The organism is Tsukamurella tyrosinosolvens (genome assembly GCF_900104775.1).
GTDB lineage: Bacteria > Actinomycetota > Actinomycetes > Mycobacteriales > Mycobacteriaceae > Tsukamurella > Tsukamurella tyrosinosolvens.
In genome coordinates this window covers 3,668,164-3,695,016 of the sequence record NZ_FNSA01000003.1, presented here as the reverse complement: position 1 = coordinate 3,695,016, position 26,853 = coordinate 3,668,164, and the positions used below count along the sequence as shown (strand labels likewise).

23 protein-coding genes are annotated in these 26,853 nt (G+C 71.0%); 12 read left to right on the top strand and 11 right to left on the bottom strand.

The annotated features are described in order from the left end of the window. Positions 1-15: 15 nt before the first annotated feature. On the top strand, positions 16-1,527 hold the full coding sequence (gene gatB / locus BLW32_RS20255) for an Asp-tRNA(Asn)/Glu-tRNA(Gln) amidotransferase subunit GatB (RefSeq protein ID WP_068739492.1): 1,512 nt from the start codon (positions 16-18) through the stop codon (positions 1,525-1,527). On the opposite strand, the gene BLW32_RS20250 is transcribed toward gatB, so the two are convergent. Both BLW32_RS20250 and BLW32_RS20245 read right to left on the bottom strand, forming a co-directional pair. Then, positions 1,504-2,706: a GGDEF domain-containing protein gene (locus tag BLW32_RS20250; RefSeq protein WP_068739490.1), complete on the bottom strand. Its 1,203-nt coding sequence runs from the start codon at positions 2,704-2,706 to the stop codon at positions 1,504-1,506. The two genes, gatB and BLW32_RS20250, sit on opposite strands and share 24 nt — an antisense overlap. 90 nt (positions 2,707-2,796) lie before the next feature. After that, the gene (locus BLW32_RS20245) at positions 2,797-3,918 is read right to left on the bottom strand and encodes a PQQ-dependent sugar dehydrogenase (protein WP_068739488.1); all 1,122 of its coding nucleotides are present in this window, start codon (positions 3,916-3,918) and stop codon (positions 2,797-2,799) included. A 77-nt stretch (positions 3,919-3,995) separates the two neighbouring features. On the opposite strand from BLW32_RS20245, the gene BLW32_RS20240 reads away from it, so the two are divergent. Further along, complete coding sequence (locus BLW32_RS20240) at positions 3,996-5,168, top strand: DoxX family protein (RefSeq protein ID WP_068739486.1); 1,173 nt, start codon at positions 3,996-3,998, stop codon at positions 5,166-5,168. A gap of 66 nt (positions 5,169-5,234) precedes the next feature. Here BLW32_RS20240 and ilvD read toward each other — a convergent pair whose 3' ends face one another. Both ilvD and BLW32_RS20230 read right to left on the bottom strand, forming a co-directional pair. Further along, positions 5,235-7,076: a dihydroxy-acid dehydratase gene (gene ilvD / locus BLW32_RS20235; protein WP_068521544.1), complete on the bottom strand. Its 1,842-nt coding sequence runs from the start codon at positions 7,074-7,076 to the stop codon at positions 5,235-5,237. An 86-nt stretch (positions 7,077-7,162) separates the two neighbouring features. Beyond that, a complete protein-coding gene (locus BLW32_RS20230) occupies positions 7,163-7,678 on the bottom strand; it encodes a PH domain-containing protein (RefSeq protein WP_068521542.1) in 516 nt (171 codons plus the stop codon). Between the two features lie 304 nt (positions 7,679-7,982). Here BLW32_RS20230 and BLW32_RS20225 point away from each other — a divergent pair, with 304 nt between their 5' ends. The 6 genes from BLW32_RS20225 (at position 7,983) to BLW32_RS20200 (ending at position 13,655) form a co-directional block, all read left to right on the top strand. Further along, positions 7,983-9,938, top strand: coding sequence for an acetolactate synthase large subunit (locus tag BLW32_RS20225; protein WP_068521539.1), 1,956 nt, complete (start codon positions 7,983-7,985; stop codon positions 9,936-9,938). Then, positions 9,935-10,438: an acetolactate synthase small subunit gene (ilvN, locus tag BLW32_RS20220; protein ID WP_013127475.1), complete on the top strand. Its 504-nt coding sequence runs from the start codon at positions 9,935-9,937 to the stop codon at positions 10,436-10,438. The genes BLW32_RS20225 and ilvN overlap by 4 nt, the downstream gene beginning before the upstream one ends. Positions 10,439-10,446: 8 nt before the next feature. Next, entirely contained in the window at positions 10,447-11,493 is a 1,047-nt protein-coding gene (ilvC, locus tag BLW32_RS20215) for a ketol-acid reductoisomerase (protein ID WP_326481115.1), read from the top strand. A gap of 91 nt (positions 11,494-11,584) precedes the next feature. After that, the gene (locus BLW32_RS20210; RefSeq protein WP_068739484.1) at positions 11,585-12,184 is read left to right on the top strand and encodes a TetR/AcrR family transcriptional regulator; all 600 of its coding nucleotides are present in this window, start codon (positions 11,585-11,587) and stop codon (positions 12,182-12,184) included. Further along, on the top strand, positions 12,181-12,549 hold the full coding sequence (locus BLW32_RS20205; protein ID WP_068521533.1) for a DoxX family protein: 369 nt from the start codon (positions 12,181-12,183) through the stop codon (positions 12,547-12,549). Before BLW32_RS20210 ends, BLW32_RS20205 begins: the two co-directional genes overlap by 4 nt. A gap of 98 nt (positions 12,550-12,647) precedes the next feature. Continuing rightward, the gene (locus tag BLW32_RS20200) at positions 12,648-13,655 is read left to right on the top strand and encodes an AurF N-oxygenase family protein (RefSeq protein WP_068739482.1); all 1,008 of its coding nucleotides are present in this window, start codon (positions 12,648-12,650) and stop codon (positions 13,653-13,655) included. A gap of 18 nt (positions 13,656-13,673) precedes the next feature. On the opposite strand, the gene BLW32_RS20195 is transcribed toward BLW32_RS20200, so the two are convergent. The 4 genes from BLW32_RS20195 to BLW32_RS20180 are packed head-to-tail and all read right to left on the bottom strand — an operon-like array spanning position 13,674 to position 18,747. Continuing rightward, positions 13,674-13,997: a DUF4286 family protein gene (locus BLW32_RS20195; RefSeq protein ID WP_068521529.1), complete on the bottom strand. Its 324-nt coding sequence runs from the start codon at positions 13,995-13,997 to the stop codon at positions 13,674-13,676. A gap of 53 nt (positions 13,998-14,050) precedes the next feature. Continuing rightward, a complete protein-coding gene (locus BLW32_RS20190) occupies positions 14,051-15,463 on the bottom strand; it encodes a phytoene desaturase family protein (protein ID WP_068739480.1) in 1,413 nt (470 codons plus the stop codon). Beyond that, positions 15,460-17,244, bottom strand: coding sequence for a DUF3556 domain-containing protein (locus tag BLW32_RS20185; protein ID WP_068739478.1), 1,785 nt, complete (start codon positions 17,242-17,244; stop codon positions 15,460-15,462). The genes BLW32_RS20190 and BLW32_RS20185 overlap by 4 nt, the downstream gene beginning before the upstream one ends. 27 nt (positions 17,245-17,271) lie before the next feature. After that, positions 17,272-18,747, bottom strand: coding sequence for a class I adenylate-forming enzyme family protein (locus BLW32_RS20180; protein ID WP_068739476.1), 1,476 nt, complete (start codon positions 18,745-18,747; stop codon positions 17,272-17,274). 149 nt (positions 18,748-18,896) lie between these two features. Here BLW32_RS20180 and BLW32_RS20175 point away from each other — a divergent pair, with 149 nt between their 5' ends. The 3 genes from BLW32_RS20175 to BLW32_RS20165 are packed head-to-tail and all read left to right on the top strand — an operon-like array spanning position 18,897 to position 22,800. Further along, a complete protein-coding gene (locus BLW32_RS20175) occupies positions 18,897-20,159 on the top strand; it encodes an RsbRD N-terminal domain-containing protein (protein ID WP_068739474.1) in 1,263 nt (420 codons plus the stop codon). A 38-nt stretch (positions 20,160-20,197) separates the two neighbouring features. Then, positions 20,198-21,784 carry a phosphoglycerate dehydrogenase gene (gene serA, locus BLW32_RS20170; RefSeq protein ID WP_068521513.1) on the top strand — a complete coding sequence of 529 codons (1,587 nt, stop codon included), beginning with the start codon at positions 20,198-20,200 and terminating at the stop codon, positions 21,782-21,784. Next, positions 21,781-22,800: a 3-isopropylmalate dehydrogenase gene (locus BLW32_RS20165; protein WP_068739472.1), complete on the top strand. Its 1,020-nt coding sequence runs from the start codon at positions 21,781-21,783 to the stop codon at positions 22,798-22,800. Before serA ends, BLW32_RS20165 begins: the two co-directional genes overlap by 4 nt. 105 nt (positions 22,801-22,905) lie before the next feature. Here the strand turns inward: BLW32_RS20165 and BLW32_RS20160 are convergent, their stop codons facing one another. Then, positions 22,906-24,126, bottom strand: a complete 1,221-nt coding sequence (locus tag BLW32_RS20160) for an MFS transporter (RefSeq protein ID WP_068739471.1) — start codon at positions 24,124-24,126, stop codon at positions 22,906-22,908. A gap of 90 nt (positions 24,127-24,216) precedes the next feature. Between BLW32_RS20160 and BLW32_RS20155 the strand changes: the two genes are divergently transcribed. Further along, on the top strand, positions 24,217-24,990 hold the full coding sequence (locus BLW32_RS20155; protein WP_068521507.1) for a fumarylacetoacetate hydrolase family protein: 774 nt from the start codon (positions 24,217-24,219) through the stop codon (positions 24,988-24,990). Positions 24,991-24,997: 7 nt separating this feature from the next. On the opposite strand, the gene BLW32_RS20150 is transcribed toward BLW32_RS20155, so the two are convergent. Both BLW32_RS20150 and BLW32_RS20145 read right to left on the bottom strand, forming a co-directional pair. After that, a complete protein-coding gene (locus BLW32_RS20150; RefSeq protein ID WP_068521506.1) occupies positions 24,998-25,351 on the bottom strand; it encodes a universal stress protein in 354 nt (117 codons plus the stop codon). A 28-nt stretch (positions 25,352-25,379) separates the two neighbouring features. Continuing rightward, positions 25,380-26,834: a sugar porter family MFS transporter gene (locus BLW32_RS20145; RefSeq protein WP_068739469.1), complete on the bottom strand. Its 1,455-nt coding sequence runs from the start codon at positions 26,832-26,834 to the stop codon at positions 25,380-25,382. Between the last annotated feature and the right edge of the window lie 19 nt (positions 26,835-26,853).

Below are 26,853 nucleotides of genomic sequence, written 5' to 3'. Positions count from 1 at the left end.
CATTAGGCTGGGGGCATGAGTGCCGAGCTTGCCGATATCGACCTTCCCGAGTACGCGGACGTCGTCGCCCGCTACGAGCCCGTCATGGGCATGGAGGTCCACGTCGAGCTCGGCACCGCCACCAAGATGTTCTGCGGCTGCCGCACCGAGTTCGGCGCCGAGCCGAACACCCAGGTGTGCCCCACGTGCCTCGGCATGCCGGGCGCACTGCCCGTCGTCAACCGCGATGCGGTGCGCTCGGCCATCCGGATCGGCCTCGCCCTGAACTGCTCCATCCGGCCGAGCTCGGTGTTCGCGCGGAAGAACTACTTCTACCCGGACCAGCCGAAGAACTACCAGATCAGCCAGTACGAGGACCCGATCGCCTACGACGGCCACCTCGACGTCCCGCTGGACGACGGCACCACGTGGCGCGTGGAGATCGAGCGCGCGCACATGGAGGAGGACACCGGCAAGTCGACCCACATCGGGTCGGCGACCGGCCGCATCCACGGCGCCTCGCACTCGCTGCTCGACTTCAACCGCGCGGGCGTGCCCCTCGTGGAGATCGTCTCCCGGCCCATCGAGGGCGCGGGGGAGCGGGCACCCGAGATCGCCCGCGCCTACGTCACCGCGCTGCGCGACCTGCTCGCCTCCCTCGACGTCTCCGACGTCCGCATGGACCAGGGCTCGATGCGCTGCGACTCGAACGTCTCGCTCAAGCCCGTCGGGGCCACGGAGTTCGGCACCCGCACCGAGACCAAGAACGTCAACTCGCTGCGGTCGGTCGAGGTGGCCGTGCGCTACGAGATGCGGCGCCAGGCGGCGGTTCTGGACGCGGGCGGCACCGTCGTCCTCGAGACCCGGCACTTCCAGGAGGGCGACGGCACCACCACCGCCGGCCGCCCCAAGGAGACCGCCGACGACTACCGGTACTTCCCGGACCCCGACCTCGGCCCCGTCGCGCCGCCGGCGGAGCTCGTCGAGGAGCTGCGGGCGACCATCCCCGAGCTGCCGTGGCTGCGCCGCGCCCGGATCCAGGCCGACTGGGGTCTGTCCGACGAGGTCATGCGCGACCTGATCAACCTCGGCGCCATCGACCGGATCATCGCCACCGTCGACGCCGGTGCGACCCCCGACGCGGCGCGCTCCTGGTGGGGCAGCTTCCTGCCGCAGCAGGCCAACACCCGCTCCGTCGAGCTGGAGGCGCTGGCGATCTCGCCGGCGCAGGTCGCGCGGGTCATCGCGCTCGTCGACGAGGGCAAGCTCACCAGCAAGCTGGCGCAGCACGTCATCGTCGGCGTGCTCGACGGCGAGGGCGAGCCCGACGAGGTCGTCGCCGCGCGCGGCCTCGAGGTCGTCCGCGACGACGGTGCGCTGCAGAAGGCCGTCGACGAGGCGCTGGCCGCCAACCCCGACATCGTCGACAAGATCAAGGCCGGCAAGGTGCAGGCCGCCGGCAAGATCGTCGGCGACGTCATGAAGGCCACCCGCGGCCAGGCCGACGCCGCCCGTGTCCGCGAGCTAGTCCTCGCAGCCTGCGAGTGACGTCGGACCGGTTCCGCGCGCCCCGGCGTCGCTGACCGCGACGTCCTGGCCGAGCGCGCGCTTCGCCGTGTACATCGCCTCGTCGGCCTCGGCGAGGAGTTCGTCCACCGCGGTGCGGTCGTGCACGGGCACCGCCGCCGTGGCGACGCCGATGCTCGCGGTCACGACCGTGCCGCCGCTGACGGGGATCGCCTCGATCGCCCGCCGGATCCGCTCCGCCGTCGCGAGGTGATCCGCGGCCGCCCCGCCCACCACGGCGACGGCGAATTCGTCGCCGCCGATCCGGGCGACGACCGCGCCGTCGGACATCGTGCGCAGGAGGTCGGCGACGCGGACGAGGACGGCGTCGCCCGCGTCGTGACCGAGCTCGTCGTTGACGACCTTGAACCCGTCGACGTCGATCAGCATGACCGCGACGGGAACGGGGCGGTGGCCCGTCGAACGACCCACGACGCTCCGCAGGCTCGCCCGCCGGAAGCCGCGACGGTTGAGCGCCCCCGTCAGTGGATCGGTGTCGGAGTCGGCCGCGTCCTGGGAGAGGAAGGCGATGCCGATCTGCACGCACGCCGGGACGCCGACCGTGACAACCGTCAGCATCACCGCCTTGACGGCGGCCATCACCCAGCCGTACTCGGCGACGATCAGCGGGACGAACAGCGCGATCGCCGCGACCGACACCGTCGAGTGGGCGACGAAGTGCCAGGGGGAGAGCATGAACGCGGTGAACACGGCGACGAGAGCGATGGCGCTGAGCCCGGCCACGCCGGCCATGGTCTCGGCATCGGTCCAGGACACCGCGGCGATCGAGACCGTCGACGCCAGGACGAAGGTCAGCGCTGCGCGCTCGCCCGGCACCGCGCCGAGCTGCCAGCGGACGGCCCAGAACAGCCCGAGGACCGCGCCCGCCACGAGGATCGCCGCCGGGACCGCGGGCGACGCCGCGAACCCCCGCGTCCGGTCGTTGACGAGGAGAACCGCGGAGATCGCCCCGAGGAGCACCGCGCACACGCTCACGACCACGCGGAAGCCCCGGAGCAGCCCGCGGCTGGTGAAGTAGTCGATCCGGTCGTCGTAGTCGGGGCCGCCGCTCCACCAGGTCTCGCGGATGTTGGACACCCACCAGGCCAGGTTCCGTGCGGCGACCGCCGTGCTCGCGCTGCGGATAGGCGATGTCTTCACCCGGTGCTCCTGCCGACCGATCGACTGATACCGAAGGAGTGATCGGGAAACGGGGGTTTTCGTTACCGGACGGCCGCGGCGCTGGGCGGATCAGTCGTCGGTGGCGGTCGACTCGCCGTTCGGCATCGGGATCAGCACCACCCGGTCGTCGGTCGGGGCCTGTGGCTGCGGCTTGTTCGTCGTCACGCCCTGCGGCGCGTCCTTCGGGCCGATCGCGAGTCGCCCGAAGACTCCGTACTTCGCGCGATCGAGCACCTGGATCGGCTCCCCGTCGGCCGCGGTCGGGCCGTCGGGGAGCTTGAGCATCTCCACCTTGCCGGCGCGCGACTCGCTGACGAAGACGCCGCCGGGGACCACGGCGCACCCGGCGAGGCCCGGCCGTTCGGGCCAGCTCCACACCACGGACGCCGGCGCGTTCGGCGTGAGGACCCGGAGCCGGTCCTGGGTCAGGCCCTGGTCAGCGATGAACAGCGGTCCGCCGGGGGTGCCGCACAGCGATTGCCGGACGCCGCCGTCGGTGGCCAGTACCTTCGGTCGGACCGGCGAGACGGTGCCCGGCGACGGCAGCAGGAGCACCTTCCCGGCGAGCGAGCCGGGGTCGCGGGCCGCGTTCGCATCGCCCGCGTTGCCCGTGGCGACGATGAGGTCGCGGCCGGAGAACAGCAGCGACCCGGCGTTGCCCGTCGCGCCCTTGGGGATGCCGGCGAGGATCACCTTCGGATCGTCGCCCGGCGTCACCCGCACCACGCGGTTGTCGGTGGGCGTGCTCACGTAGGCGTAGAACAGGCGGTCCTGGTCGTACGACGGGGACAGCGCGATCGCCGTGAGCCCGCCGTCGCCCGACGCATCCACGCCGACCCGCAGGACCTCGCGGTTCGGCAGGTCCGTGGTGGTGTACATGATCGTCCCGCCCCGCTCGGCGACGTAGGCGTGCTCGAAGGCGTCGGTGGGGATCAGGTCGGTCGGCTCGGTGAGGCACGTGGCGAGCACGTTCGCGTCCTGATCGATGCACGGCCCCGGCGCCTTGGGGGCCGCGCTCGGTCGGGCGGGACCGGACGGCTTGGTCGTGGTGACCTGGCCGGTGGGCGGGCCGGTGAAGGGCGCGGCCTCGCTGCCGGAGAAGTCGGCGCACCCCGCGAGCAGCGCCGCGGCCGTCGCGACCACGACGGCGCGCCGCGCGCCGGAACGCGCGCGCCGGGTCCCCACACTCATGCCGCCACCCTACCGATCGGGCTCCGGCAGCGGTTCGCTCCCGGCCCGCGCCGCGTTCGCACTCTAGGGTGGATTCCGTGAGTGACAAGGACGGAACCGAGAACGCGACCAGCGAGGGTGCGGGCGAATCCCCTTTCGACTTCCGGCCGACGGGCGAGCTGCCCCGGTTCGGTGAGAAGCACCCCACGGGCGGGTTCATCCTGGACCCCCACGACGATTCGGACACGGGCATCGGGCCCGTGCTCCCGCGCTACCGCGACGAGCCCGCGGGAGCGGCGGCGGACACCACCCCCGCGGCTTCCCCGGCTGCTCCGAGCACACCTGCCGCGGCGAGCACGCCCGCTGCGGCCGCGACCCCGGCACCGTCGGGCGGCGACGAGCCGACGACCTCCGTGCCGGACACCAGCGACCTCGCCGCCGCGATCGCCGCGGCGAACGCGGCCACCGCCGCGATCTCCACCTCCGGGACCTCCCCGGACGCCGCGACCGAACGCGCCGACCTGTCGAGCGACGAGCGGGACGAGTTCGGCAAGCGGTACAACCGCCGCCGGGGCCGCGAGCGCGCCGCGCAGGCCCGCGCCGAGGCCGAGGGCATCCCGCTGGAGACCGCGGCCACCGAGCCGATCGCGCCGCCGCCCGGTCGGCGGTTCGGCAAGCCGGTCGCCGACATCCCCGCAGAGCTGGAGGAGGCGCGCAAGGCCGCGCGCCGCGGCACCACCGACCTCGGGCTCCTCGTCCTGCGCGTGGCCGTCGGCGTGATCCTCGCCGCGCACGGCATCCAGAAGCTCTTCGGCATCTGGGGCGGCCCCGGCATCGACGGCTTCGCCTCCTACCTGCAGAACGGCAACGACCCGTCGCTCGGCTTCGAGCGCTTCACCAAGGTCATCTCCATCGCGACCGGTGTCGTCGAGCTGGGCGGCGGCGCGATGCTGGTCCTCGGCCTGCTCACCCCGATCGCGGCCGCCGGTGCGGTGGGCGTGATGCTCTCGGCGATCCTGTTCAAGCTGACCACCGCGGGCAACGGCTTCGTCTTCTTCGCCCAGGACAAGGGCGTCGAGTTCGAGCTCCTCCTCCTGTTCGCGTCGGTGGCGATCATCCTCACCGGCCCGGGCAAGATCTCGCTGGACTTCAACCGGGGGTGGGCGCGGCGCCCGCACATCGGCTCGGTCGTGTGGCTGATCGTCGCGGTCGCCGCGGCGGTCACCGTGTGGATCCTGCTCAACGGCGCGAATCCCCTGGTCAAGCAGTAGCCGCACGAACGCCGAACGCCCGGCCTCCCCTCAGGGAGTGCCGGGCGTTCGCCGTTGCGACGGGGCCTACGGGACGTACCGGACGGCGCCCTTGTCGGCCGAGGTGGCGAGGGCCGCGTACGCGCGCAGCGCCGTGGTGACGGTGCGCTGGCGGTCCTTGGGCTGCCACGGGCGCTCCGAAGCCTCCATCTTCGCGCGACGGCGCGCCAGTTCCTCGTCGTCGACGAGCAGCTCGAGGGCGCGGGTGTGCACGTCGATGCGGATGCGGTCGCCGTCCTCGACCAGGCCGATGACGCCGCCCGCCGCGGCCTCGGGGGAGATGTGGCCGATGGACAGGCCCGACGTGCCGCCCGAGAAGCGGCCGTCGGTGATCAGCGCGCAGACCTTGCCCAGGCCCCGCCCCTTCAGGAACGAGGTGGGGTGCAGCATCTCCTGCATGCCGGGGCCGCCCTTGGGGCCCTCGTACCGGACGACCACGACGTCGCCCGCCGTGATCTCCTTGCCCAGGATCTTCGAGACCGCCTCCTCCTGGGACTCGACCACGACGGCCGGCCCCTCGAAGGTGAACAGGTCCTCGTCGATGCCCGCGGTCTTGAGGATCGCGCCGTCGACCGCGATGTTGCCGCGCAGCACGCAGAGGCCGCCCTCGACGGTGTAGGCGTGCTCGACGTCGCGGATGCAGCCGTTCGCCTGATCGGTGTCCAGGCTCTCCCACTCGTTCTTGGTGGAGAAGGGCTGCGTGGTGCGGACGCCGCCCGGGGCCGCGTGGAACAGCTGGAGGGCCTCGTCCGTGGCCTTGCCGGAGCGGATGTCCCAGTCGTCGAGCCACTGGTCGAACGACGGCTCGTGCACGGTGTGGACGTCGGTCTCCAGCAGGCCCGCACGGCGCAGCTCGCCCAGGATGGCGGGGATGCCGCCGGCCCGGTGCACGTCCTCCATGTGGTAATCGCTGTTCGGCGACACCTTGGACAGGCAGGGCACCTTGCGGCTGATCGCGTCGATCGTCGACAGGTCGAAGTCGACCTCACCCTCCTGCGCGGCCGCCAGGGTGTGCAGCACCGTGTTCGTCGAGCCGCCCATCGCGACGTCGAGCGCCATGGCGTTGCGGAACGCCGCGGGGGTCGCGACGTTGCGGGGCAGCACCGACTCGTCGCCGTCGCGGTAGTACCGCTTCGCGGCCTCGACCACGACGGAGCCGGCCCGCTCGAACAGTGCCCGCCGGGCGGCGTGGGTGGCCAGCGTCGAACCGTTGCCCGGCAGCGCGAGGCCCAGCGCCTCGGTGAGGCAGTTCATCGAGTTGGCGGTGAACATGCCGGAGCAGGAGCCGCAGGTGGGACACGCGGACCGCTCGACCTCGCTCAGCCCGGCGTCGTCGATCGCGTCGTTCGCGGACGCGGAGATAGCGGTGATGAGGTCGGTCGGTGCCTTGGCGATCCCGTCGACGATGACGGCCTTGCCGGCCTCCATCGGGCCGCCCGAGACGAACACGGTCGGGATGTTCAGGCGCATCGCGGCGTTGAGCATGCCGGGCGTGATCTTGTCGCAGTTGGAGATGCACACCAGCGCGTCGGCCGTGTGCGCGTTCGCCATGTACTCGACGGAGTCGGCGATGATCTCGCGGCTGGGCAGGCTGTAGAGCATGCCGCCGTGGCCCATGGCGATGCCGTCGTCCACCGCGATGGTGTGGAACTCGCGGGCGACGCCGCCCGCGGCGCGCACCGACTCGGCGACGATCTCGCCCATGTCCTTGAGATGCACGTGGCCGGGGACGAACTGCGTGTACGAGTTCGCGATGGCCACGATCGGCTTGCCGAAGTCACTGTCCGTGAGGCCGGTGGCGCGCCAGAGCGAGCGGGCGCCTGCGGCGTTGCGGCCGACGGTGGTGGTGCGTGAGCGGAGCGGTGGCATGTGCTTCTCGCCTCGGATCTTCGTATCGTGCGGGCTGGTGGAGGAGACGCGCTCCCCGTGAACAGGGAAGGCCCGTCCGGCGGGATTTATTCCGCGGTGACGTCCGGGATCCGGCCGCCGGAGGCGACCGCGACGCGGGGGAGCTGGCTGATGGTGACGGCGGGTAGTCGCACCTCGGAACCGTCGGTGCGGACTGCGTACACCGCACCGTTGCGCCCGATTCTAATCCCTGCCAGTTCGTCCCAGCCGATCGTGGTGGCCGAGAGGACCCGGACCGAGCGGACCCCGTCGGGTCCGATGACGGTGCGCACGCGCAGGATCCACAGCGCGAGCAGGATCGGGACGATCAACAGCAGCCAGCCGAGGATCGCGGCGCCGGTGCCGGCGGCGCTGCCGTCGATGGAACGGCCCACGGTCCAGGGGCCGACGATGGGGGCGAGGCACACGGCGAACAGGGCGACGCCGAGGAGCGCGATGCGGGGATGCTTGAAGACGACCCGGTCGCCGGCGTCGATCGGCACGGCGGTGTCCGAGGTGTGGTCGGTGGTCACGGTGCGGGTCGTGCCCGTCGTGCTCGGCTGCTTCGCAGGGCTCTCGCTCATAACACGCATTGTCGCACGCGGCAGCAGAATCCCATCCTGTGAGACGGGGGTGCTCACTGGTTTGACGCGAATGCACACCGGGGCCTACTTTCACTGGTGTGAAACACAGCAACCAGCTTCTCGTAATCGGTCGGCGCGTCAACGCCTGAACCGGTTATCACCGTTTCGCACCAGCATCGACGCGCTACCCTCGCTCAGCTACCGCTGACGGGGGTTTTTTGTTGCCCGGATAGTCTTCGGGCAACGCCGCCCGCCGATACGTCCATAGAGCAGAGCACCGCAAGAGCGGTGAGAAGGTCACATCGTGAGCGCACCTACAGCTCGGCCCCATCCAGGGCAGAAGCCCGGGGCCCGTAAGCCCGGCGCCGGGATCCCCGGCGCGCATTCCGCCGCCTCGAAGCAGCACGCCGCGGCCGACGTCGCGCACAGCGCCCTCGAGGGCGCCCGCGTCGTGGCCCCCGAGCGCGTCACCGGCGCGCAGTCGGTGGTCCGGTCGCTCGAGGAGATCGGCGTGGACACGGTCTTCGGCATTCCCGGCGGTTGCATCCTCCCGGTCTACGACCCGCTCCTCGACTCGAAGAAGGTCCGCCACGTCCTGGTGCGCCACGAGCAGGGCGCCGGCCACGCCGCCACCGGCTACGCGCAGGCCACCGGCAAGGTCGGCGTGTGCATGGCGACGTCGGGCCCCGGCGCGACCAACCTGGTCACGCCCCTGGCCGACGCGCAGATGGACTCGGTCCCGATCGTCGCGATCACCGGCCAGGTCGGCCGCCCGCTGATCGGCACCGACGCCTTCCAGGAGGCGGACATCTCGGGCATCACGATGCCCGTGACCAAGCACAACTTCCTCGTCTACGACGCCGCCGACATCCCGCGCGTCATCGCCGAGGCCTTCTACCTCGCGCAGAGCGGGCGCCCGGGCGCCGTGCTCGTCGACATCCCCAAGGACGTGCTGCAGGAGGACACCGTCTTCTCGTGGCCGCCGCAGATCGACCTGCCCGGCTACCGCCCCGTGACCAAGCCGCACGGCAAGCAGATCCGGGAGGCCGCGCGCCTCATCGCCGCGGCCAAGTCGCCCGTGCTCTACGTCGGCGGCGGCGTGCTCAAGGCCGAGGCCTCGGACGAGCTGCTCAAGCTGGCCGAGCTGACCGGCATCCCCGTCGTGACCACTCTGATGGCGCGGGGCGTCTTCCCGGACAGCCACCAGCAGCACATGGGCATGCCCGGCATGCACGGCACCGTCGGCGCCGTGGCCGCGCTGCAGCGCTCCGACCTCCTGGTCACCCTCGGCGCGCGGTTCGATGACCGCGTCACCGGCAAGCTGGACTCGTTCGCGCCCGACGCGAAGGTCATCCACGCCGACATCGACCCGGCCGAGATCGGCAAGAACCGCTTCGCGGACGTCCCGATCGTGGGCGACTGCAAGGAGGTCATCGCCGAGCTCATCGCCGCGATCTCCGAGGACCGCGCCACCATCGCCGCCCCGGACCTCACCGCCTGGTGGGAGTACCTCAACGGCATCCGTGCGACCTACCCGCTGGCCTACAAGCCGGAGTCCGACGGTGCGCTGAGCCCCGAGTACGTGATCGAGCGCCTCGGCGTCGCCGCGGGCCCGGACGCGATCTACTGCGCGGGCGTCGGCCAGCACCAGATGTGGGCGGCCCAGTTCGTCAAGTACGAGAAGCCGCGCACCTGGCTCAACTCGGGCGGTCTCGGCACCATGGGCTACGCGGTCCCCGCCGCCCTCGGCGCCAAGATGGGTGCGCCCGAGAAGGAGGTCTGGGCGATCGACGGTGACGGCTGCTTCCAGATGACCAACCAGGAGCTCGCCACCGCCGCGATCGAGGGCGCCCCGATCAAGGTCGCGATCATCAACAACGGCAACCTCGGCATGGTCCGCCAGTGGCAGACGCTGTTCTACGAGAAGCGCTACTCCAGCACCGACCTGTCGACGCACTCGATGCGCATCCCCGACTTCGTCAAGCTCGGCGAGGCGATGGGCTGCGTGTCCTTCCGGTGCGAGCGCGAGGAGGACGTCGACGCGATCATCGCGCAGGCGCGCGAGATCAACGACCGCCCGGTGGTCATCGACTTCATCGTGGGCGCCGACGCCCAGGTGTGGCCGATGGTCGCCGCCGGCACCAGCAACGACGAGATCATGGCGGCGCGGGACATCCGCCCGCTGTTCGACGAGGACGACGCGGCCGACGAGCCGGCCGTCATCCACGCCGCGATGGAGCGTTCGGAGGAGCAGAAGTGAGCACCACGCACACGCTGAGCGTCCTGGTCGAGGACCGTCCGGGCGTGCTCGCCCGCGTCTCGTCCCTGTTCTCCCGCCGCGGCTTCAACATCGAATCCCTCGCGGTGGGCGGTACCGAGCTCAAGGGCGTCAGCCGTATGACGATCGTGGTCACGGTCGACGAGTTGCCCCTCGAGCAGGTCACGAAGCAGCTCAACAAGCTGGTCTCCGTGCTCAAGATCGTCGAGCAGGATTCGACGACCTCGGTCGCGCGCGAGCTCATGCTCATCAAGGTGCGCGCGGACGCCACCTCGCGGGGCCAGGTCACCGACACCGTCGACCTGTTCCGTGCCAAGATCGTGGACGTCTCGCCCGACTCGGTGACCATCGAGGCCACCGGTACGCCGGACAAGCTCGACGCGCTGCTGGCGGTCCTGGATCCCTTCGGGATCCGCGAGATCGCGCAGTCCGGCGTCATCGCGCTGGGACGCGGTCCGAAGTCGATCACCGCGACCCGCTAACTTCACTACTGCAGAAAACCAAGAAGGGACACCGAACCACCGTGGCAATCGAACTGTTCTACGACGAGGACGCCGACCTCTCCATCATCCAGGGCAAGAAGGTCGCCGTCGTCGGCTACGGCTCGCAGGGACACGCGCACTCGCTGAGCCTGCGCGACTCCGGCGTCGACGTGCGCATCGGTCTCAAGGAGGGCTCGAAGTCGCGCGCCAAGGCCGAGGAGCAGGGCCTCACCGTGGGCACCCCCGCCGAGGTCGCCGCGTGGGCCGACGTGATCATGCTGCTCGCGCCCGACACCGCGCAGGCCGAGATCTTCAAGGCCGACATCGAGCCGAACCTCAAGGACGGCGACGCGCTGTTCTTCGGCCACGGCCTGAACATCCACTTCAAGCTGATCGAGGCCCCGGCCAACGTCACCGTCGCGATGGTCGCCCCCAAGGGCCCCGGCCACCTGGTGCGCCGTCAGTTCGTCGACGGCAAGGGCGTCCCCGCCCTCATCGCCGTCGACCAGGATCCGACCGGCAACGGCCAGGCGCTCGCCCTGAGCTACGCCGCCGCGATCGGTGGCGCCCGCGCCGGCGTCATCAAGACCACCTTCAAGGAGGAGACCGAGACCGATCTCTTCGGTGAGCAGGCCGTGCTCTGCGGCGGCACCGAGGAGCTCGTCAAGGTCGGCTTCGAGGTGCTGGTCGAGGCCGGCTACGCCCCCGAGATGGCGTACTTCGAGTGCCTGCACGAGCTCAAGCTCATCGTGGACCTCATGTACGAGGGCGGCATCGCCCGCATGAACTACTCGGTGTCCGACACCGCGGAGTTCGGCGGTTACCTCTCGGGCCCGCGCGTCATCGACGCCGACACCAAGAAGCGCATGCAGGACATCCTCACGGACATCCAGGACGGCACCTTCGTCAAGCGCCTCGTCGCGAACGTCGAGGGCGGCAACAAGGAGCTCGAGGCCCTCCGCAAGGAGAACGCCGAGCACCCGATCGAGGTCACCGGCAAGAAGCTGCGCGACCTGATGAGCTGGGTCGATCGCCCGATCACCGAGACCGCCTAGGTCTCACCCGCACCACCGCGAGAGCCCCGTCGGACCCCCGGGTCCGACGGGGCTCTCGCGCGTACGGGGAGCGCGCGCTACTGTACTGAACATGTTCAATGAACATGTTCAGTCGCGAGCGGAGGCGAAGGCCGGCACCCGGGCGCGGGTACTCGCCGCCGCGGACCGGTCCTTCCGGGAGCGCGGCTTCGCGGGCACGACGGTGCGCGGCATCGCCGCCGACGCGGGCGTCAGCGTCGGCACGGTGATGGCGGTCGGCGACAAGGACGCGCTGCTCATCGCGATCGTCGATGACTGGATCGCGGCTGTGCACGCCGCGCGCGACGCGAGTGGGGCGCTACCGGCTCTCGGGCGGGCGGAGGCGATCGCGCGACTGGTGGGCGTTGTCGCCCCCTTCGTCACGTACTTCAACGCCGACGGCGACCTCTCCCGCGAGTACGCGGCGGTTCTTGCGCGCGGGAAGCACCGCTCCCGGACCTTCGGCGACCTCGCCGACGAGCTGCAGACCGACTTCGAGAAGGTCTTCGCCGCCGCGGGGTGCGCCGATGCCGGCGCTGCGGCCCGCACTCTGTACTTCGTCTACATCGGCCTGCTGTTCGCCACCTCGGGTGGGGCGGTTACGCGGGAGGTCGCAGCGGAGCGCCTCGTCGAGGCGATCACACAGATCCTGGGAGAAGGAGACCCGCAATGACCACCGGTTTCATCGATGTGCCGCACTGGCCGTGGCTCACCGTCGCGCTCGCCGTCGTGCTGCTGGGCGACGCGCTGTTGTCCGTGCGTCCGCCCGCCTTCATCCAGGACTGCCTCGACGGCGTCCGGTTCCCGCGCGACTGGTGGTGGACGCTCGTCGTGATCAAGCTGGTCGCGGTCGCGGGGCTGCTCGCCGGATTGGAGTACCCCGGCGTGGGCTTCGCGGCGAACGCGGGCGTCGTCGCCTACTTCGTGTGCGCCGCGGTCGCGCACGTCCGTGCGGGCTTCCTCGGGTCGACGTTCTGGGTGAACTGCCTCGGCATGCTCGCCTTCTCGACCGGCGTGCTGATCTTGTCCTACGTGTAGCTCATCGCCGAAGAAACCAGCACTGCTGATTGATAGTGATAGGGTGAACCCGAACGGCTATCACGACGACGATGGCTGCGGACGGAAGCGAGACGTGGATGCGACTGGCCCTCACGCACATGGGACGCACGCAGGGGAACCCGTTCCCCGGTCAGGCCGAGTACGAGCAGACGCTGACGGACCTCTCCGAGGCCTCGGTGCGCCGGAACTTCGACCCGTACCTCGACATCGACTGGGACGCGCCGGAGCTGGCGATCGTCCCCGACGATCCGCGTTGGGTGTGCGATTCCCGCTTCGATCCGATCGGCCGTCACCCGTGGTACCAGGAGCAGCCGCTGGCGAAGCAGATCGAGATCGGGATGTGGCGCCAGGCGAACGTCGCCAAGGTCGGCCTGCAGTTCGAGTCGATGCTGATCCGAGGGATCATGCAGTACACGGCGGCCCTCCCGAACAACTCGCCGGAGTTCCGCTACGCCACGCACGAGGCGAAGGAGGAGTGCCAGCACACGCTGATGTTCCAGGAGTTCGTCAACCGCGTGGGTATGGACGTGCCCGGCGGCAGCTGGTTCCTGCGCCGCATCTCGCCGATCGTGCCGCTCTTCGCGACCATGACGCCGCTGTACTTCTACATGATGGTGCTCGGCGGCGAGGAGCCGATCGACCACCTGCAGAAGCAGTTCCTGCGGTCGGGCTCCGAGCAGCATCCGGCCATGAGCTCGATCATGCAGATCCACGTGGCCGAGGAGGCCCGGCACATCGGCTTCGCGCACCAGCTGCTCGAGCACCGGATCCCCACGCGCGGCGCCTTCCCGCGGCTGATCCTCTCGCTCATGCTGCCGATCACCATGCGCGTCATGGTGACCATGATCATGATGCCGCCCAAGGAGTTCTGGGAGACCTTCGACGTCCCGCGGTCGGTGAAGAAGGACATCTTCTGGCGCTCGGACGAATCGCAGCAGATGAAGCGCGACGTCTTCGGCGACGTCCGGATGATGGCCGAGAAGTGCGGCCTCATGAACCCGTTGAGCAGGCTCATGTGGCGGATCTGCGGCATCGACGGCCGCATCTCCCGGTTCCGCAGCGAGCCGGCCTACGCCGCGCAGTAGGCCGGTCGCCGCGGAGCGCTACACCGGGCGGTAGAACAGGATCTCGGGCCGCGCGATGGTCCGGCTCATGTCGAGTGTGCCGTCGGTGAGCGCCGCGCCGAGCGCGGCCGCGGAGGCCGCGGGATCGTCGGTCTCGATGCGGTACTCGGCCAGGTAGGCGACGGGCAGCTTGTCCGCCGGGGTGAGCTGCGCGTCGGCGAGGCGGTACCGCCGCGCGGAGGTCACGCCCGGGACGCGCTCGAGGATCTGGGGTACGTGCACCTCGTCGTACCAGGCGTTGTACTCGTCCTCCACCTCGGGCGAGGCGGCGGCGGACCGCACCAGCAGCAGGATCTCGGTCATCTGATCTCCGTTCCGGGGCGACGGTGCCCCGATCGTTGGGCCTTTCGGGGCGCTCAGCGGCCGAGCCGGCCGAGAGCTCGCGTCGCGGCGTGGAAGCCGCACATCCCGTGCGCGGCGGGTCCGGGCGGCGTTGCCGCGGAGCAGATGTACGTGCCGGGGACGCCGAGGTCGTAGGGCTGCAGGGTGATCCGCGGGCCGAAGACGAGTTGGAGCGGGTCCTTCGAGCCGGTGTTGATGTCGCCGCCGACGAAATTGGCGTTGTAGCGGGACATCTCCGTCGTGGAGCAGACCGCGGTGCCGACGATCCGGTCCCGGAAGCCGGGGGCGAAGCGTTCGATCTGGGCGATGATCGCCTCGGTGGCGTCGCCGGTGTAGCCGCTCGGCACGTGCGCGTAGGACCACACCGGGTGCACGTCGCCGACGCTCCGGGAGGGGTCGGCGAGGTACTGCTGGCCGACGAGGACGAAGGGGCGCTCGGGCATCTTCCCCGCGGCGATGGACTTCTCCGTCGCGGCGATCTCCGCGAACTCGCCGCCGAGGTGGACGGTGCTCGAACGCCGGGCGTCGGGGTTGGTCCAGGGGACGCCGCCCTGCACGGCGAAGTCCACCTTGAACGCGCCGGGCCCGTACCGGAATCGCTCGAAGGCGCGCAGCACCCGGCTCGGCAGGCGATCGCCGAGGACCGCCGCGACCTGTTGCGGGTCCAGGTCGAGGAGGGTGACGTCGGACGCGGGAAGGTTCGCCGCGGTGACCCGCACTCCCGTCTCCACCCGGCCGCCCAGGTCCTCGAACTCGGCGAGCAGGGCCGCGGCGAGCGCCCCGGATCCGCCCTCGGCGACCTGCCAGCCGAAGGCGTGGCCGGCCGTGAGCATGCCCTTGCCGATCGCCGAGCTCATCGGCTCGTGCAGGGGGCGGAAGGCGTGCGCCGCGACGCCGCCCCACAGACCCCGCGCCTGCGGGGTGCGGAAGGCGCGTGCCAGTGCGGCGGCGGGCAGGGGAGTGGGCGCACCGAATCCGGCCAGTGCCACCGGGTGCCGCGGTATCCGCAGCAGCGGGCCGAGCATCGACGGGCCGATCTTGTCGAAGTTCCGCACCGGCCGGCCGAACAGGGCGCGCCAGGCGGCACCGTCGCGCCCCAGGCCCTCGGCCGTGTCCCCGACGGTGCGCCGCAGCACGCCCGCCGTCCCGTCGTCGAGCGGGTGCACGCACTCGAGTTCGGCGGACCGCCAGCGCAACCCGCGCCGGGCGAGATCGACGGTGGCGAGGAAGGGCGAACCGACGGCCATGGGGTGGATCGCGGCGCAGTGGTCGTGGATCAGGCCGGGCACGATGGCCTCGAAGGATCGCAGGCCGCCGCCGACGGTGTCGCCGGCCTCCAGCAGCGTGGTCTCGACGCCCGCGCGGGCGAGGGTGATCGCGGCGGCGAGCCCGTTGGGCCCGCCGCCGACGACGGTGCCGGTGGTCATGCCCGCGAGCCTAGCCCGATGCCCAGCGGGAAGCGGTCGTGGTCCGCTGACCAGGTGATCTCGCACGCGACGGGGCCGTCCGGCAGCCACGGCTGGGTCGTCACGCACTCCGTGACGCTCCACCGGCCGCGGGCGACGACACCGAGTGCGGCGTCGATGATCTTGAAGTCCTGACTGAAGCGGGTGATCGGCTGCGACTCGGCCCACACCACGATCAGCTCGCCGGGTTCGAAGCCGGCCTGCTCCTGCACCGCGGCGATGAGCGTCTCGTCGTGGAGGTGGCCGTCGCCGAAGTTGAAGCCGATCAGCGTGTTGCACACCAGCTCGCCCTCGCGCAGGGTGCGCTGCTCGACGTCGGGCACGTGGCTCAGGAGCGTCGAGAACAGGCCGCGGCCGTTGCTGTGCATCGCGCGCCACCCGAGCCCCATGTTCATGAGCGTCTCGGCCCACTCGCGGTCGACGCCGGTCGCCACGAACTGGTCGACGGTGTTCGTCGTCTGTCGTTGCACCCGGTTCAGCTTCTCCTCGGCGCCGGGCGCGAAGGCCCACATGCCGGTCGCCCAGTTGCCGGCGTACTGGCGCAGCGAGGGCAGGAACGAGACCTTGTCCGGGCGGATGTTGCCCAGGACGGGGAAGACCAGCAGGGCGGCGAGCACCACGAGGATCAGCCACGCCGGCGACATGTCGAGCACCGAATAGCCGTCCTGCGCGGGGAACCCGACGAAGAGGAACAGCGCGGTGTACGCGAACAGCAGGTTCCACTCGAGCGGGACCGCCAGCGGGAAGGTGGAAATGATGAACAGGTGGTAGCACACCATGAACACGGCGCAGACCACGGTGACGGTGCGGTTCATCGAGAACAGCAGGATCAGCGGCGCGACGATCTCGACGAAGGTGCCCAGGCCCTCGGCCATGAACCGGGCGAGCCGCGACGGCAGCAGGTCGTGCGGCGCGTTCCGGTAGTGGGCGCGGCGCAGGCCCGTGAAGGGCATGCACGGCGAGTTGGAGACCATGACGGGGATCACGTTGATGAAGTGCTTGCCGATCTTCGACATGCCGGCGCCCACCCAGACCACCACGATGAGCAGCTTGAGCCCGACGATCATCGTCGCGAAGGAGAGCAGCGGCAGGAGCCCGAACATGATCAGCGCGGGCATGTACTGCTCGCCGCGGGCGGCGAGGAAGATCGTCTTGTCCCGCAGGCCGATCAGCACCAGCAGGGCGACCGGGGCGACCATCAGCCAGGGCGCGACCAGGTCGTACGGCGACGAGTCGGTCACGATCACGCCGGGGAGTGCGATTCCCGCCGCCAGCGAGGCGAGCAGCAGCCAGTACAGGCCGACGTCGAGCGACGTGCGGCGGGTGCCGGCGGTGCCGGGCACCCACGTGTACGGGCGCAGCCGGATGGTGCCGGTGCGCGCCCAGAATCGGATCCCGCCCGTCATCGGCTTGATCTTGAAGGTCAGCGGCCCCCAGGCCCCGGCCACACCGATGGCCTCGAGCAGGGTCGTCCACAGGACCAGCTTCTGGTAGACGATCGGCTGGTTCCACCAGGCCGAGACTTCCCAGAAGTGCAGGCCGGAGGTGGCGGTGGCGAGGAGTACACCGCCGAAGGCGTACAGCACGACCAACTTCACGACGTAGATGACGAAGGCGACCTTCTGTGTGCCGAAGCCGTGGTCCACCCAGCGCTGGGTGGCGAAGCGGAGCCGGTCCTGCAGCGGGCGGGTGATGAACTCGGCCGGGTCGACCTCGGGGAGGTCGGGTTTCATGAATCCCATGATGAGAGTCCTTACGGGATGGGTGGGTCAGGCGGGCTGGCTGGAGGAGGCGTCGAGCCGGCGCAGCGAGGGCTTGTCGATCTTGCCGACGGGGTTCTTCGGCAGCGTCTCGAGGACCGTGATCGTCACGGGTTGTTTGAACTTCGCCAACTGGGCGCGGGCGTGGGCGGCGATGGTCTCGACGTCGAGCTGCACGCCGGGCGCGGCGGACACGTAGAGCACCGGCAGCTCGCCGTACTTCGCGTCCGGTCGGCCGATGACGGCGGCCTCGGCGACGCCGGCGACGCCGTAGACCGTGGTCTCGATCTCCTTGGGATAGATGTTCTCCCCGCCGCGGATGATCATGTCCTTCGCGCGGTCCACGAGGCGGAGGTAGCCGTCCTCGTCGAGGACGCCGACGTCGCCGGTGTGCAGCCAGCCGTCGACGACGGTCCTGGCGGTCTCCTCGGGCCGTCCGAGGTAGCCGCGCATGATGTTCGGGCCCGCGAGCAGCACCTCGCCCGGCTCCCCGGCGGGGACGTCGGCACCGTCGGGCCCGGCGATCCGGATCCGCTGGCCCGGCAGGGCCACCCCCACGCTGCCGACCTTGCGCTCGCCGTCGAGCGGATTGCAGGTGGCGGCGCAGGTGCACTCCGAGAGGCCGTAGCCCTCGATGAGCGGGAAGCCGTAGCGGGCCTCGAAGCCCTCGAGCAGCTCCCGGCTGGCGGGTGCCGCACCGCAGACGCCGAAGCGCACCCGGGACAGGTCCGGCCGCACCTCGGGCGGCAGGCCGGCCAGCATCGTGTAGATCGTCGGTACCGCGGAGAAGTACGTCGCGCCGGTCTCCTCGAGGACCTGGAAGAAGGTCCGCGGGTCGAACCGGCCCGCGATCGTCACGCGGCCGCCGCCGCGGAGCGGGTTGAGCGTGGAGACCACGATGGCGTTCACGTGGAACAGCGGCAGGATCAGCAGGCTGTGGTCGTCGGCGTCGAAGTCGAAGGCAGCCGAGGACATCTCGCTCATCGCCACGAGGTTCGCGTGGTCGAGCATGACGCCCTTCGGGCGCCCCGTGGTGCCGGAGGTGTAGATCAGCAGAGCCAGGTCCGACGGTGCCGATGCGGGCTCCGCGGCGTCCGGCGCGTGCGCGAGCAGGGCGTCGGCGGCGACGACCGTGATCCCGGCGGGCGCGTCGGCGTCGGTGACGAGGACCGCGGCGCCCGCGTCCTGCACCTGGTACTCGACCTCGGGCTGCGCGAGGTACGGGTTGATCGGGGTCGCGGCGGCGCCCAGGTGCCAGGACGCGAACAGGGTGACCACGAGGAGCGCCGTGTTCGGCAACTTGACCGCGACCACGTCGCCGTGGCCGATCCCGGCGGCGCGCAGCGCGGCGGCCGCGCTGCGGACGGCGCCGTCGAAGGCGGCGTTGTCGAGGTCGATCGCGTCGTCGGCGACCGCGGGGGCGTGCGGCGCCGCGGCGGCGCGCACCGCGGGGAGGTGGGCGAAAGTGGGGAACTCGTACGTCACGGGTGGCTCCTAGTCCGGTGGGTGCATCCACGGTAGGGCTGGAGTGATCGCCGTCACATCGTCCAGCGGCGACGAGATGTGACGCAGAATTCGTCCTCGGAGGACGAATTCACGCTGAATCATTCCGTGATGCGCGCTAAGATTTGGTGATGGACCCCGACGCCCCGCGCAGGCTGATCGCCCGGGTGCTGGGCGCGGCGTCGCGTCGCGCGGTGTCCGACGCCATGACGGAGCGGATCGCGGCCGACCTTCCCGACCTGCGCGCCGACGACGCGATCTTCGGCTCCCTGGCCGCGAGCGTCGAGGCCAACGTCGAGAACGTCACCCACGCAATCGTCCTCGACGTGCCCGTGCAGCGGATCGAGGTCCCGCTCGCCGCCCTCGAGTACCCGCGCCGGGTGGCGCAGCGCGGCATGGCGGCGACGTCGCTCGTCCGGGCCTACTACCTGGGGCAGCAGACGATGATCGCCCTCATCGGCGAGGCGCTGGACGCGGACCCCGAGGCGGGACAGGAACTGCGCGAGGCGGCGATGCGCTGGCTCGTCGGCTGGTCCTTCGACTACAACGACGTCGTCACCCGGCGCGTGCTCGACGAGTACGAGACCGAGCGGGCGGCGTGGGTGGACGCCCGGAGTGGGGCGCGGACCGTGCGCGTCCTCGAGGTCCTCGACGGCGAGGTGCCGAGTGTGGCCGCCGCCTCTGCGAGCATCCGGTATCCCTTGCGCGCGAGCCACATCGGGATGGTCGTCTGGTATTCGGAGGGCGTCGACGAGGTCGAGCGGATCGAGCGTTTCCTCCGGGAGCTCGGCGCCGCGGCGGGTGCCGTCGCGCCGCCGCTCACGATGGCGGTCGACCGGCTCACCGCGTGGGCCTGGCTGCCGGTTGCCGGCGGAGAGACGGCGATCGCCGCCGCCCGCGAGTTCGTCGCCGCCGACCCGGACGCTCCGCGCGTCGTGTTCGGGCCGCCGCGCGAGGGCCTCGAGGGTTTCCGCGCGACGAACCGGGCGGCCCGGGAGGTGCAGCGGGTCGCCGACGCGACGGACGCGCCGCTGCTCGTCGCGACCGACCCGGGCGTGGGCCTCGCGGCCCTCGTCGCCCACGACGTCGGCGCCGCCCGGGCGTGGGCCGACGGTGTCCTCGGGGCCCTGGCCGGGGACACCGCCGCCGACGAGCGGCTGCGCAGCACCCTGGAGATCTTCCTGCGCACCGGCGGCAGCTTCAAGGCGACGGCCGAGCAGCAGCTCATGCACGCGAACTCGGTGAAGTACCGGGTGCGCCGCGCAGTGGCGCGCCGGGGCCGGGAGATCGGCGACGACCGGCTCGATGTGGAGGTGGCGCTCGCGGTGCGCCGGATCTTCGGCCCGCAGGCTCCCGGCAACCCGGCGCGGAAGGCCCCCGACGCAGGTCACTAAGCTGACCCTGCAACCGGCACCGTGAATGAGGAGCGCAAGTGACCCGTCCCGTGGTATTGATCGCCGACAAGCTGGCACCGTCGACAGTGGAGGCGCTCGGTGACGACGTCGAGGTGAAGTGGGTCGACGGCCCCGACCGCCCCGCCCTGCTCGCCGCGGTCCCCGAGGCGGATGCGCTGCTCGTGCGCTCCGCGACCACCGTCGACGCGGAGGTCCTCGCCGCCGCCACCAAGCTCAAGATCGTCGCCCGCGCCGGCGTCGGCCTGGACAACGTGGATGTGCCCGCCGCCACCGAGCGCGGCGTCCTCGTGGTCAACGCGCCCACGTCGAACATCCACACCGCGGCCGAGCACGCCGTCGCGCTGATGCTCGCCACCGCCCGCCAGATCCCCGCCGCGGACAAGACCCTCCGCGAGCACACGTGGAAGCGCAGCTCGTTCAACGGCGTCGAGATCCTCGGCAAGACCGTCGGCGTCGTCGGCATGGGCCGCATCGGCCAGCTCGTCGCGCAGCGCCTCGCCGCCTTCGAGACCAAGATCGTGGCGTACGACCCCTACGTCAGCCCGGCCCGCGCCGCGCAGCTCGGCATCGAGCTGCTCACCCTCGACGAGCTGCTCGAGCGCGCCGACTTCATCTCGGTCCACCTCCCGAAGACCCCGGAGACCAAGGGCCTGATCGGCCGCGAGGCGCTCGCCCGGACCAAGAAGGGCGTCGTCATCGTCAACGCGGCCCGCGGCGGCCTCATCGACGAGCAGGCCCTCGCGGACGCCATCACGTCGGGCCACGTCTTCGGCGCCGGCCTCGACGTCTTCGAGACCGAGCCCTGCACCGACAGCCCGCTGTTCGAGCTGCCGCAGGTCGTCGTGACCCCGCACCTCGGCGCCTCGACCTCGGAGGCCCAGGACCGCGCCGGCACCGACGTCGCCAAGAGCGTCCGCCTGGCCCTCGCCGGCGAGTTCGTCCCGGATGCGGTCAACGTCAAGGGCGGCGCCGTCGACGAGGAGGTCGCGCCCTGGCTCGAGCTCACCCGCAAGCTGGGCGTGCTGCTGGGCGGCCTGCCCGGGCAGCTGCCGGAGAAGATCGGCGTCACCGTCCGCGGCGAGCTGGCCAGCGAGAACGTCGATATCCTGCAGCTCTCCGCGCTGCGCGGCCTGTTCTCGGCCGTCATCGAGGACGCCGTCACCTTCGTCAACGCCCCCGCCCTGGCGGAGGAGCGCGGCGTCACCGTCGAGCTGGAGAAGGTCTCGGAGAGCCCCAACCACCGCAGCCTGGTCGACGTGCGCGCCGTGTACGGCGACGGCACCGTCCAGAACGTCGCCGGCACCCTGTCGGGCCTGAGCCGCGTCGAGAAGGTCACCAACATCAACGGCCGCAACTTCGACCTGCGCGCCGAGGGCCTGAACCTGTTCATCGCCTACGGCGATCAGCCGGGCTCGCTGGGCAAGATCGGCACGCTCCTCGGCGACGCCGGCATCGACATCCAGGCCGCGGCGCTGAGCCAGGACGCCGAGGGTGCGGGCGCGACGGTGCTGCTGCGCGTCAGCCAGCCGGTCTCCGCCGAGGTGCAGCAGGCCATCGGCGACGCGGTCGCCGCCACCACCATCGCGCAGGTGGATCTGTCGTGAAGCTCGCGGTGATCGGCGGGGACGGCATCGGCCCCGAGGTGACGGCGGAGGCGCTCAAGGTGCTGCGCGCGGTGGTCGGCGAGATCCAGACCACCGACTACGACCTGGGCGCGCGCCGCTACGAGCGCAACGGCGAGCTGCTCACCGACGAGGACCTGGCGTCCCTGCGCGAGCACGACGCCATCCTGCTCGGCGCCATCGGCGACCCGCGCAAGGTCCCGCCGGGCGTGCTCGAGCGCGGCCTGCTGCTGAAGATGCGGTTCGCGCTGGACCACCACGTGAACCTGCGCCCGTCGAAGCTCTTCCCGGGCGTCGAGTCGCCGCTGAAGAACCCGGGCGAGATCGACTTCGTCGTGGTCCGCGAGGGCACCGAGGGCGCCTACACCGGCAACGGCGGCGCCATCCGCGTCGGCACCCCGCAGGAGGTCGCCAACGAGACGTCGGTGAACACCCGGTTCGGCGCGGAGCGCGTGGTGCGCTTCGCCTTCGAGCTCGCGCGCACCCGGCGGAAGAAGTTGACGCTGGTGCACAAGACCAACGTGCTCGTCTTCGGCGGATCGCTGTGGCAGCGCACCGTCGACGAGGTGGCGACCGAGTTCCCCGACGTCGCCGTCGATTACAGCCACATCGACGCGGCCACCATCTACCTGGTGACCGATCCGTCGCGGTTCGACGTCATCGTCACGGACAACCTCTTCGGCGACATCCTCACCGACGAGGCCGGCGCGATCTCCGGCGGCATCGGCCTGGCCGCGTCGGGCAACATCGACGCGACGGGCACCAACCCGTCGATGTTCGAGCCCGTGCACGGCAGCGCCCCCGACATCGTCGGCCAGGGCGTCGCGGATCCCACCGCGGCCATCCTGTCGGCCGCGATGCTGTTGCGGCACCTCGGGAACGCCGAGGGCGCGCAGCGGATCGAGGACGCGGTGACCGCGGACCTCGCCGCCCGCGGCGACGCCCCGATCCGCACCGTCGAGGTCGGCGACCGCATCGCCGCCGCCCTCACCGCATAACCCGTCGGCTACCCCTCCGGCGGGGCACCGTCGGACCCAGCCCTGACTTAACAGCGTTAGCAGCAGGCGTTCTCCCAGGAAGCGCCCTGGGCTAACGCTGTTAAGTCATTTCCGGGGCAACGACGGTGCCGCCTCCTGCGGTTCGGGGACCTTCGCGTCGGAGGGGACCAGCGGGTAGGCGAGCAGCGGGGCCAGGGCCACGATGGCGAAGGCGGCGCCGAAACCCGTCGCGTGGATCAGGGCGCCGAGGATCGGCCCGGCGGCGGTCGTCGCGACGAACTGCCCGGTGTTCTGTATCCCGAGGGCGCGGCCGCTGTAGTAGGGCCCGGCCTTCTCGGCGATCGCGGTGAACGCCAGCCCGTTGTCGGCGACGGTCACGACCGACGCGACGAGGAGCACCACCACCGCGATGGGCGAGCCGACCGCGGCGAGCGCGCCGAGCCCGCCCATCGAGGCGGCGGCGGCCAGGGCGATCCACTTGATCGGCGACGTCCTCGAACCCAGCCGGTCCGACCAGGCGCCCGCCAGGATCCGCCCGCCCGCCCCGAGCAGCTGGCTCGCCGAGATGAGCAGCCCGGCGGTCGAGGGCGCCCAGTGCAGCCCGACGATCAGCCAGGTGATGCCCCACGTCCAGATCGCGCCCTGCGGCAGCACCAGCAACAGCGAGACGGCGTGGATGCGGACCAGGAAGGAGTCCTCCCGGTACGGGTTCGCGCGTGCGTCGACCGCCGCGGGACCGGTCTCGGGCCGCGGCGGATCGACGATGAACGCCCACACCAGCACGACGGAGACGACGGCCACGGCGAGCGGCACGAGCATCGCCGCGGTCAGGCCGGCGCGGCTCGCCAGCAGCGGCATCGTCAACGACAGCAGCGCGATGCCCAGGGGCTGCGAGGTCTGGCGGATGCCCATCGCGGTGCCGCGGCTGGACGCCGGGAACCAGCCGACCACGATCCGGCCGCTCGCGCCGTTGCCGCTCGCCGCCATCGCGGACGCGACGAACAGTGCGAGGGCCACGACGTACAGGGGAGCGTGCGCCGCGAACGCCGCAACGGCGGCCGCCAGCCCGGCCACGGCGCCGGCCATGCTGATCAGCAGGACGCGGCGCTCGCCGTACCGGTCGATCATGACGCCCCACAGGATCGTGGTGAGCAGCAGCCCGGCGGGCGCGGCGGCGGCGAACAGCCCGGCGCGCTGCGGGCTCAGGCCGCCCTGGATGAGCTGGGGGAGGAGAAAGGCGGTGCAGTTCACGGCGGCGGTCGTGGTGATCGCTGCGGTCATCGAGACCACCAGGATCCACCACCGCCGGGCGGCGGACATCTCCATCGCTACTCCCAACTAGTGAGACGGCAAGCTCGCTATCTGAGACGAAGCCTAGTGGATCGAAGTATCGGAGTCGAACGGTAGGCTCGCGGCATGCGCCTTGCACGAATCGCCAGCAGTGACGGGGTCGCGTTCGCGGCCATCGAGGGTGACCCCGAGGACGGTGCCCGGGCCCGGGAGATCTCCGAGCACCCCTTCGGCACACCGGAGTTCACGGGCCGCAGCTGGGCGCTCGACGACGTGCGGCTGCTCGCCCCGATCCTCGCCAGCAAGGTGGTCTGCATCGGCAAGAACTACGCGGCGCACGCCGCGGAGATGGGCGGCGAAGCGCCCAAGGATCCCGTGATCTTCATCAAGCCCAACACCTCGATCATCGGCCCGCTGGCGCCGATCAAGCTGCCGCGTAGCTCCGAGCAGGTGGACTACGAGGGCGAGCTCGCCGTCGTCATCGGCCAGCCCTGCCGCGACGTGCCCGCCGCGCGGGCGAAGGACGTCATCCTCGGCTACACCGTGGCGAACGACGTCACCGCGCGCGATCAGCAGCGCCACGACGGCCAGTGGACCCGCGGCAAGGGCTATGACACCTTCTGTCCGCTGGGCCCGTGGATCGAGACCGAGTTCGACCCGTCCGACGCGCGGATCTACACGGAGCTCGACGGCCAGATCAAGCAGGACTCGCGCACGTCGTTGATGATCCACTCCATCGGCGACATCGTCGAATGGATCTCGTCGGTCATGACCCTGCTGCCCGGCGACGTCATCCTCACCGGCACTCCGGAGGGCGTCGGCCCGATCACGGCCGGCCAGCACGTCGCGGTCACCGTCGAGGGCATCGGCACGCTGACCAGCCTCGCCGAGGACCGCTGACCGCGGCTCAGTCGGCCTTGACGGCGAGGACGGGGATCGGTGCGTTGAGGATCAAGCGCTGACTGACGCTGCCGAGCACCGCCTTGCTCACGAGCGACCGGCGGCGGACCGCGATCACCAGGCGGGTCGCGCCGCGCTCGTCGATCTCGTCCAGCACGGCGTCGACGGGATCGCGGTCGCCGCGCCCCGTCCGCTCCACGACGGTGATCGGCACCTCGCCCTCGACCTCCGAGACGTCGAGTGCGGCGATGCCGAGATTGACGGCCACGAGATCGGTGCCGAGGGACTTCGCCTCCTCGACGCCGGCGCGCAGTGCGACGGGGCCTTCGGTGGTGCCGGGGACCGCGACGATGATGGTCATGATGCTCCTCGTGTCAGTAACGGGCCGGTCAGCGGAAGTCGCCGCGGGAGAAGGACTCCTCCAAGTCCTCCAGCGAACGGCCGCTCGTGTTGGGCAGGGTCTTGTAGATCAGGAAGCCGAACAGCGCGCAAACGACGAAGAACGTGCCGTACGTTCCGACGATGCCACCGACCTTGATCAGCGTGGGGAAGAGCTGCCCGACGAGTGCGTTGGTCAGCCAGAGCACGAGCACCGACAGACCCATGCCGAAGCCGCGCAGCCGCAGGGGGAAGAGCTCGGACAGGCACACCCACACCGGCACGTTGAGCGCCGTCTGCATCGCCAGCACGAACAGGGCGACGAAGATCAGAACGGCGTAGGCCTGGACCTTGCCCTCGGGCAGGATCAGCGCCGACAGCACCGTGAGGCCGTGGCAGACGGTGACGGCGATCATGCCCATGATGATGAGCCTGCGGCGTGGAATCCGGTCGATGAGGACGAACAGGCAGACGGCGCTGCCGATCACCGCCGAGACGCCCATGAAGATGTTGGCGATCGGGGCCGCGCTGTCGCTGAAGCCCGCGGTCTTGAGCATCTCGGTGCCGTAGTACATGACCGAGTTGATGCCGGTGAGCTGCTGGGCGATCGCGAGGATCACGGCGGCGAGCATGATGCGGCGGACCCAGGGGATAGCGAGGTCGGCCCAGCCGCCGGTCTGTGCGGCCTCCTCCTCGTGGGCGAGGTGTTCGACCTCCGCCATCTCGGCGCGCGCCCGGTCCTCGGTGCGGACCTGCATCAGTACGGCGAGCGCTTCCTCGTGGCGCCCCTTCGAGATGTACCAGCGGGGCGACTCGGGCATCCGCAGCATGCCGAGGAACAGGAAGACGGCGGGCACGGCGCAGACCGCGAGCATGATCCGCCACACCCCGGGGTGGCCGTCGGGGTTGGCGTCGGTGAGCGGCGGCCAGACGCGCGCGATGATCGCGTTGATGATGAAGGCGAGGAGCTGGCCGACGACGATCGCCAGCTCGTTCCGGCCGCCGAGTGCGCCGCGACGTTCGGTGGGCGCCAGCTCGGACAGGTAGACGGGCACGACGACCGAGGCGCCGCCCACCGCGAGGCCGAGGACGAACCGGGCCGGCAGCATCACCGCCAGGTCGTTCGCGAAGACCGCGCCGAGGGTGCCGACGAAGAAGACGATCGCGAGGATGATCATCGTCTTCCGGCGCCCGATGGCGTCGGCGAGCCGGCCGCAGAGCAGCGCGCCGACCGCGGCCCCGATGAGCAGCGTGCTCACCACCAGGCCCTCGGTCGTCGTGGTGAGGCCCAGGTCGTGCTTCATCGGCTCCAGCGCGCCGTTGAGCACGCCGGTGTCGTAGCCGAAGAGCAGTCCGCCGAAGGTCGCGACGACCGCGACCAGGTCCATCCGCCGCTGGTGGGGGCCCGGCCGCAGGGGTGGCAGTGTTGTTCCGCCCTCCGGTGTGCTGGTGCTTCCGTGCGTCATGTGTCGAAGTCCTTCCCGC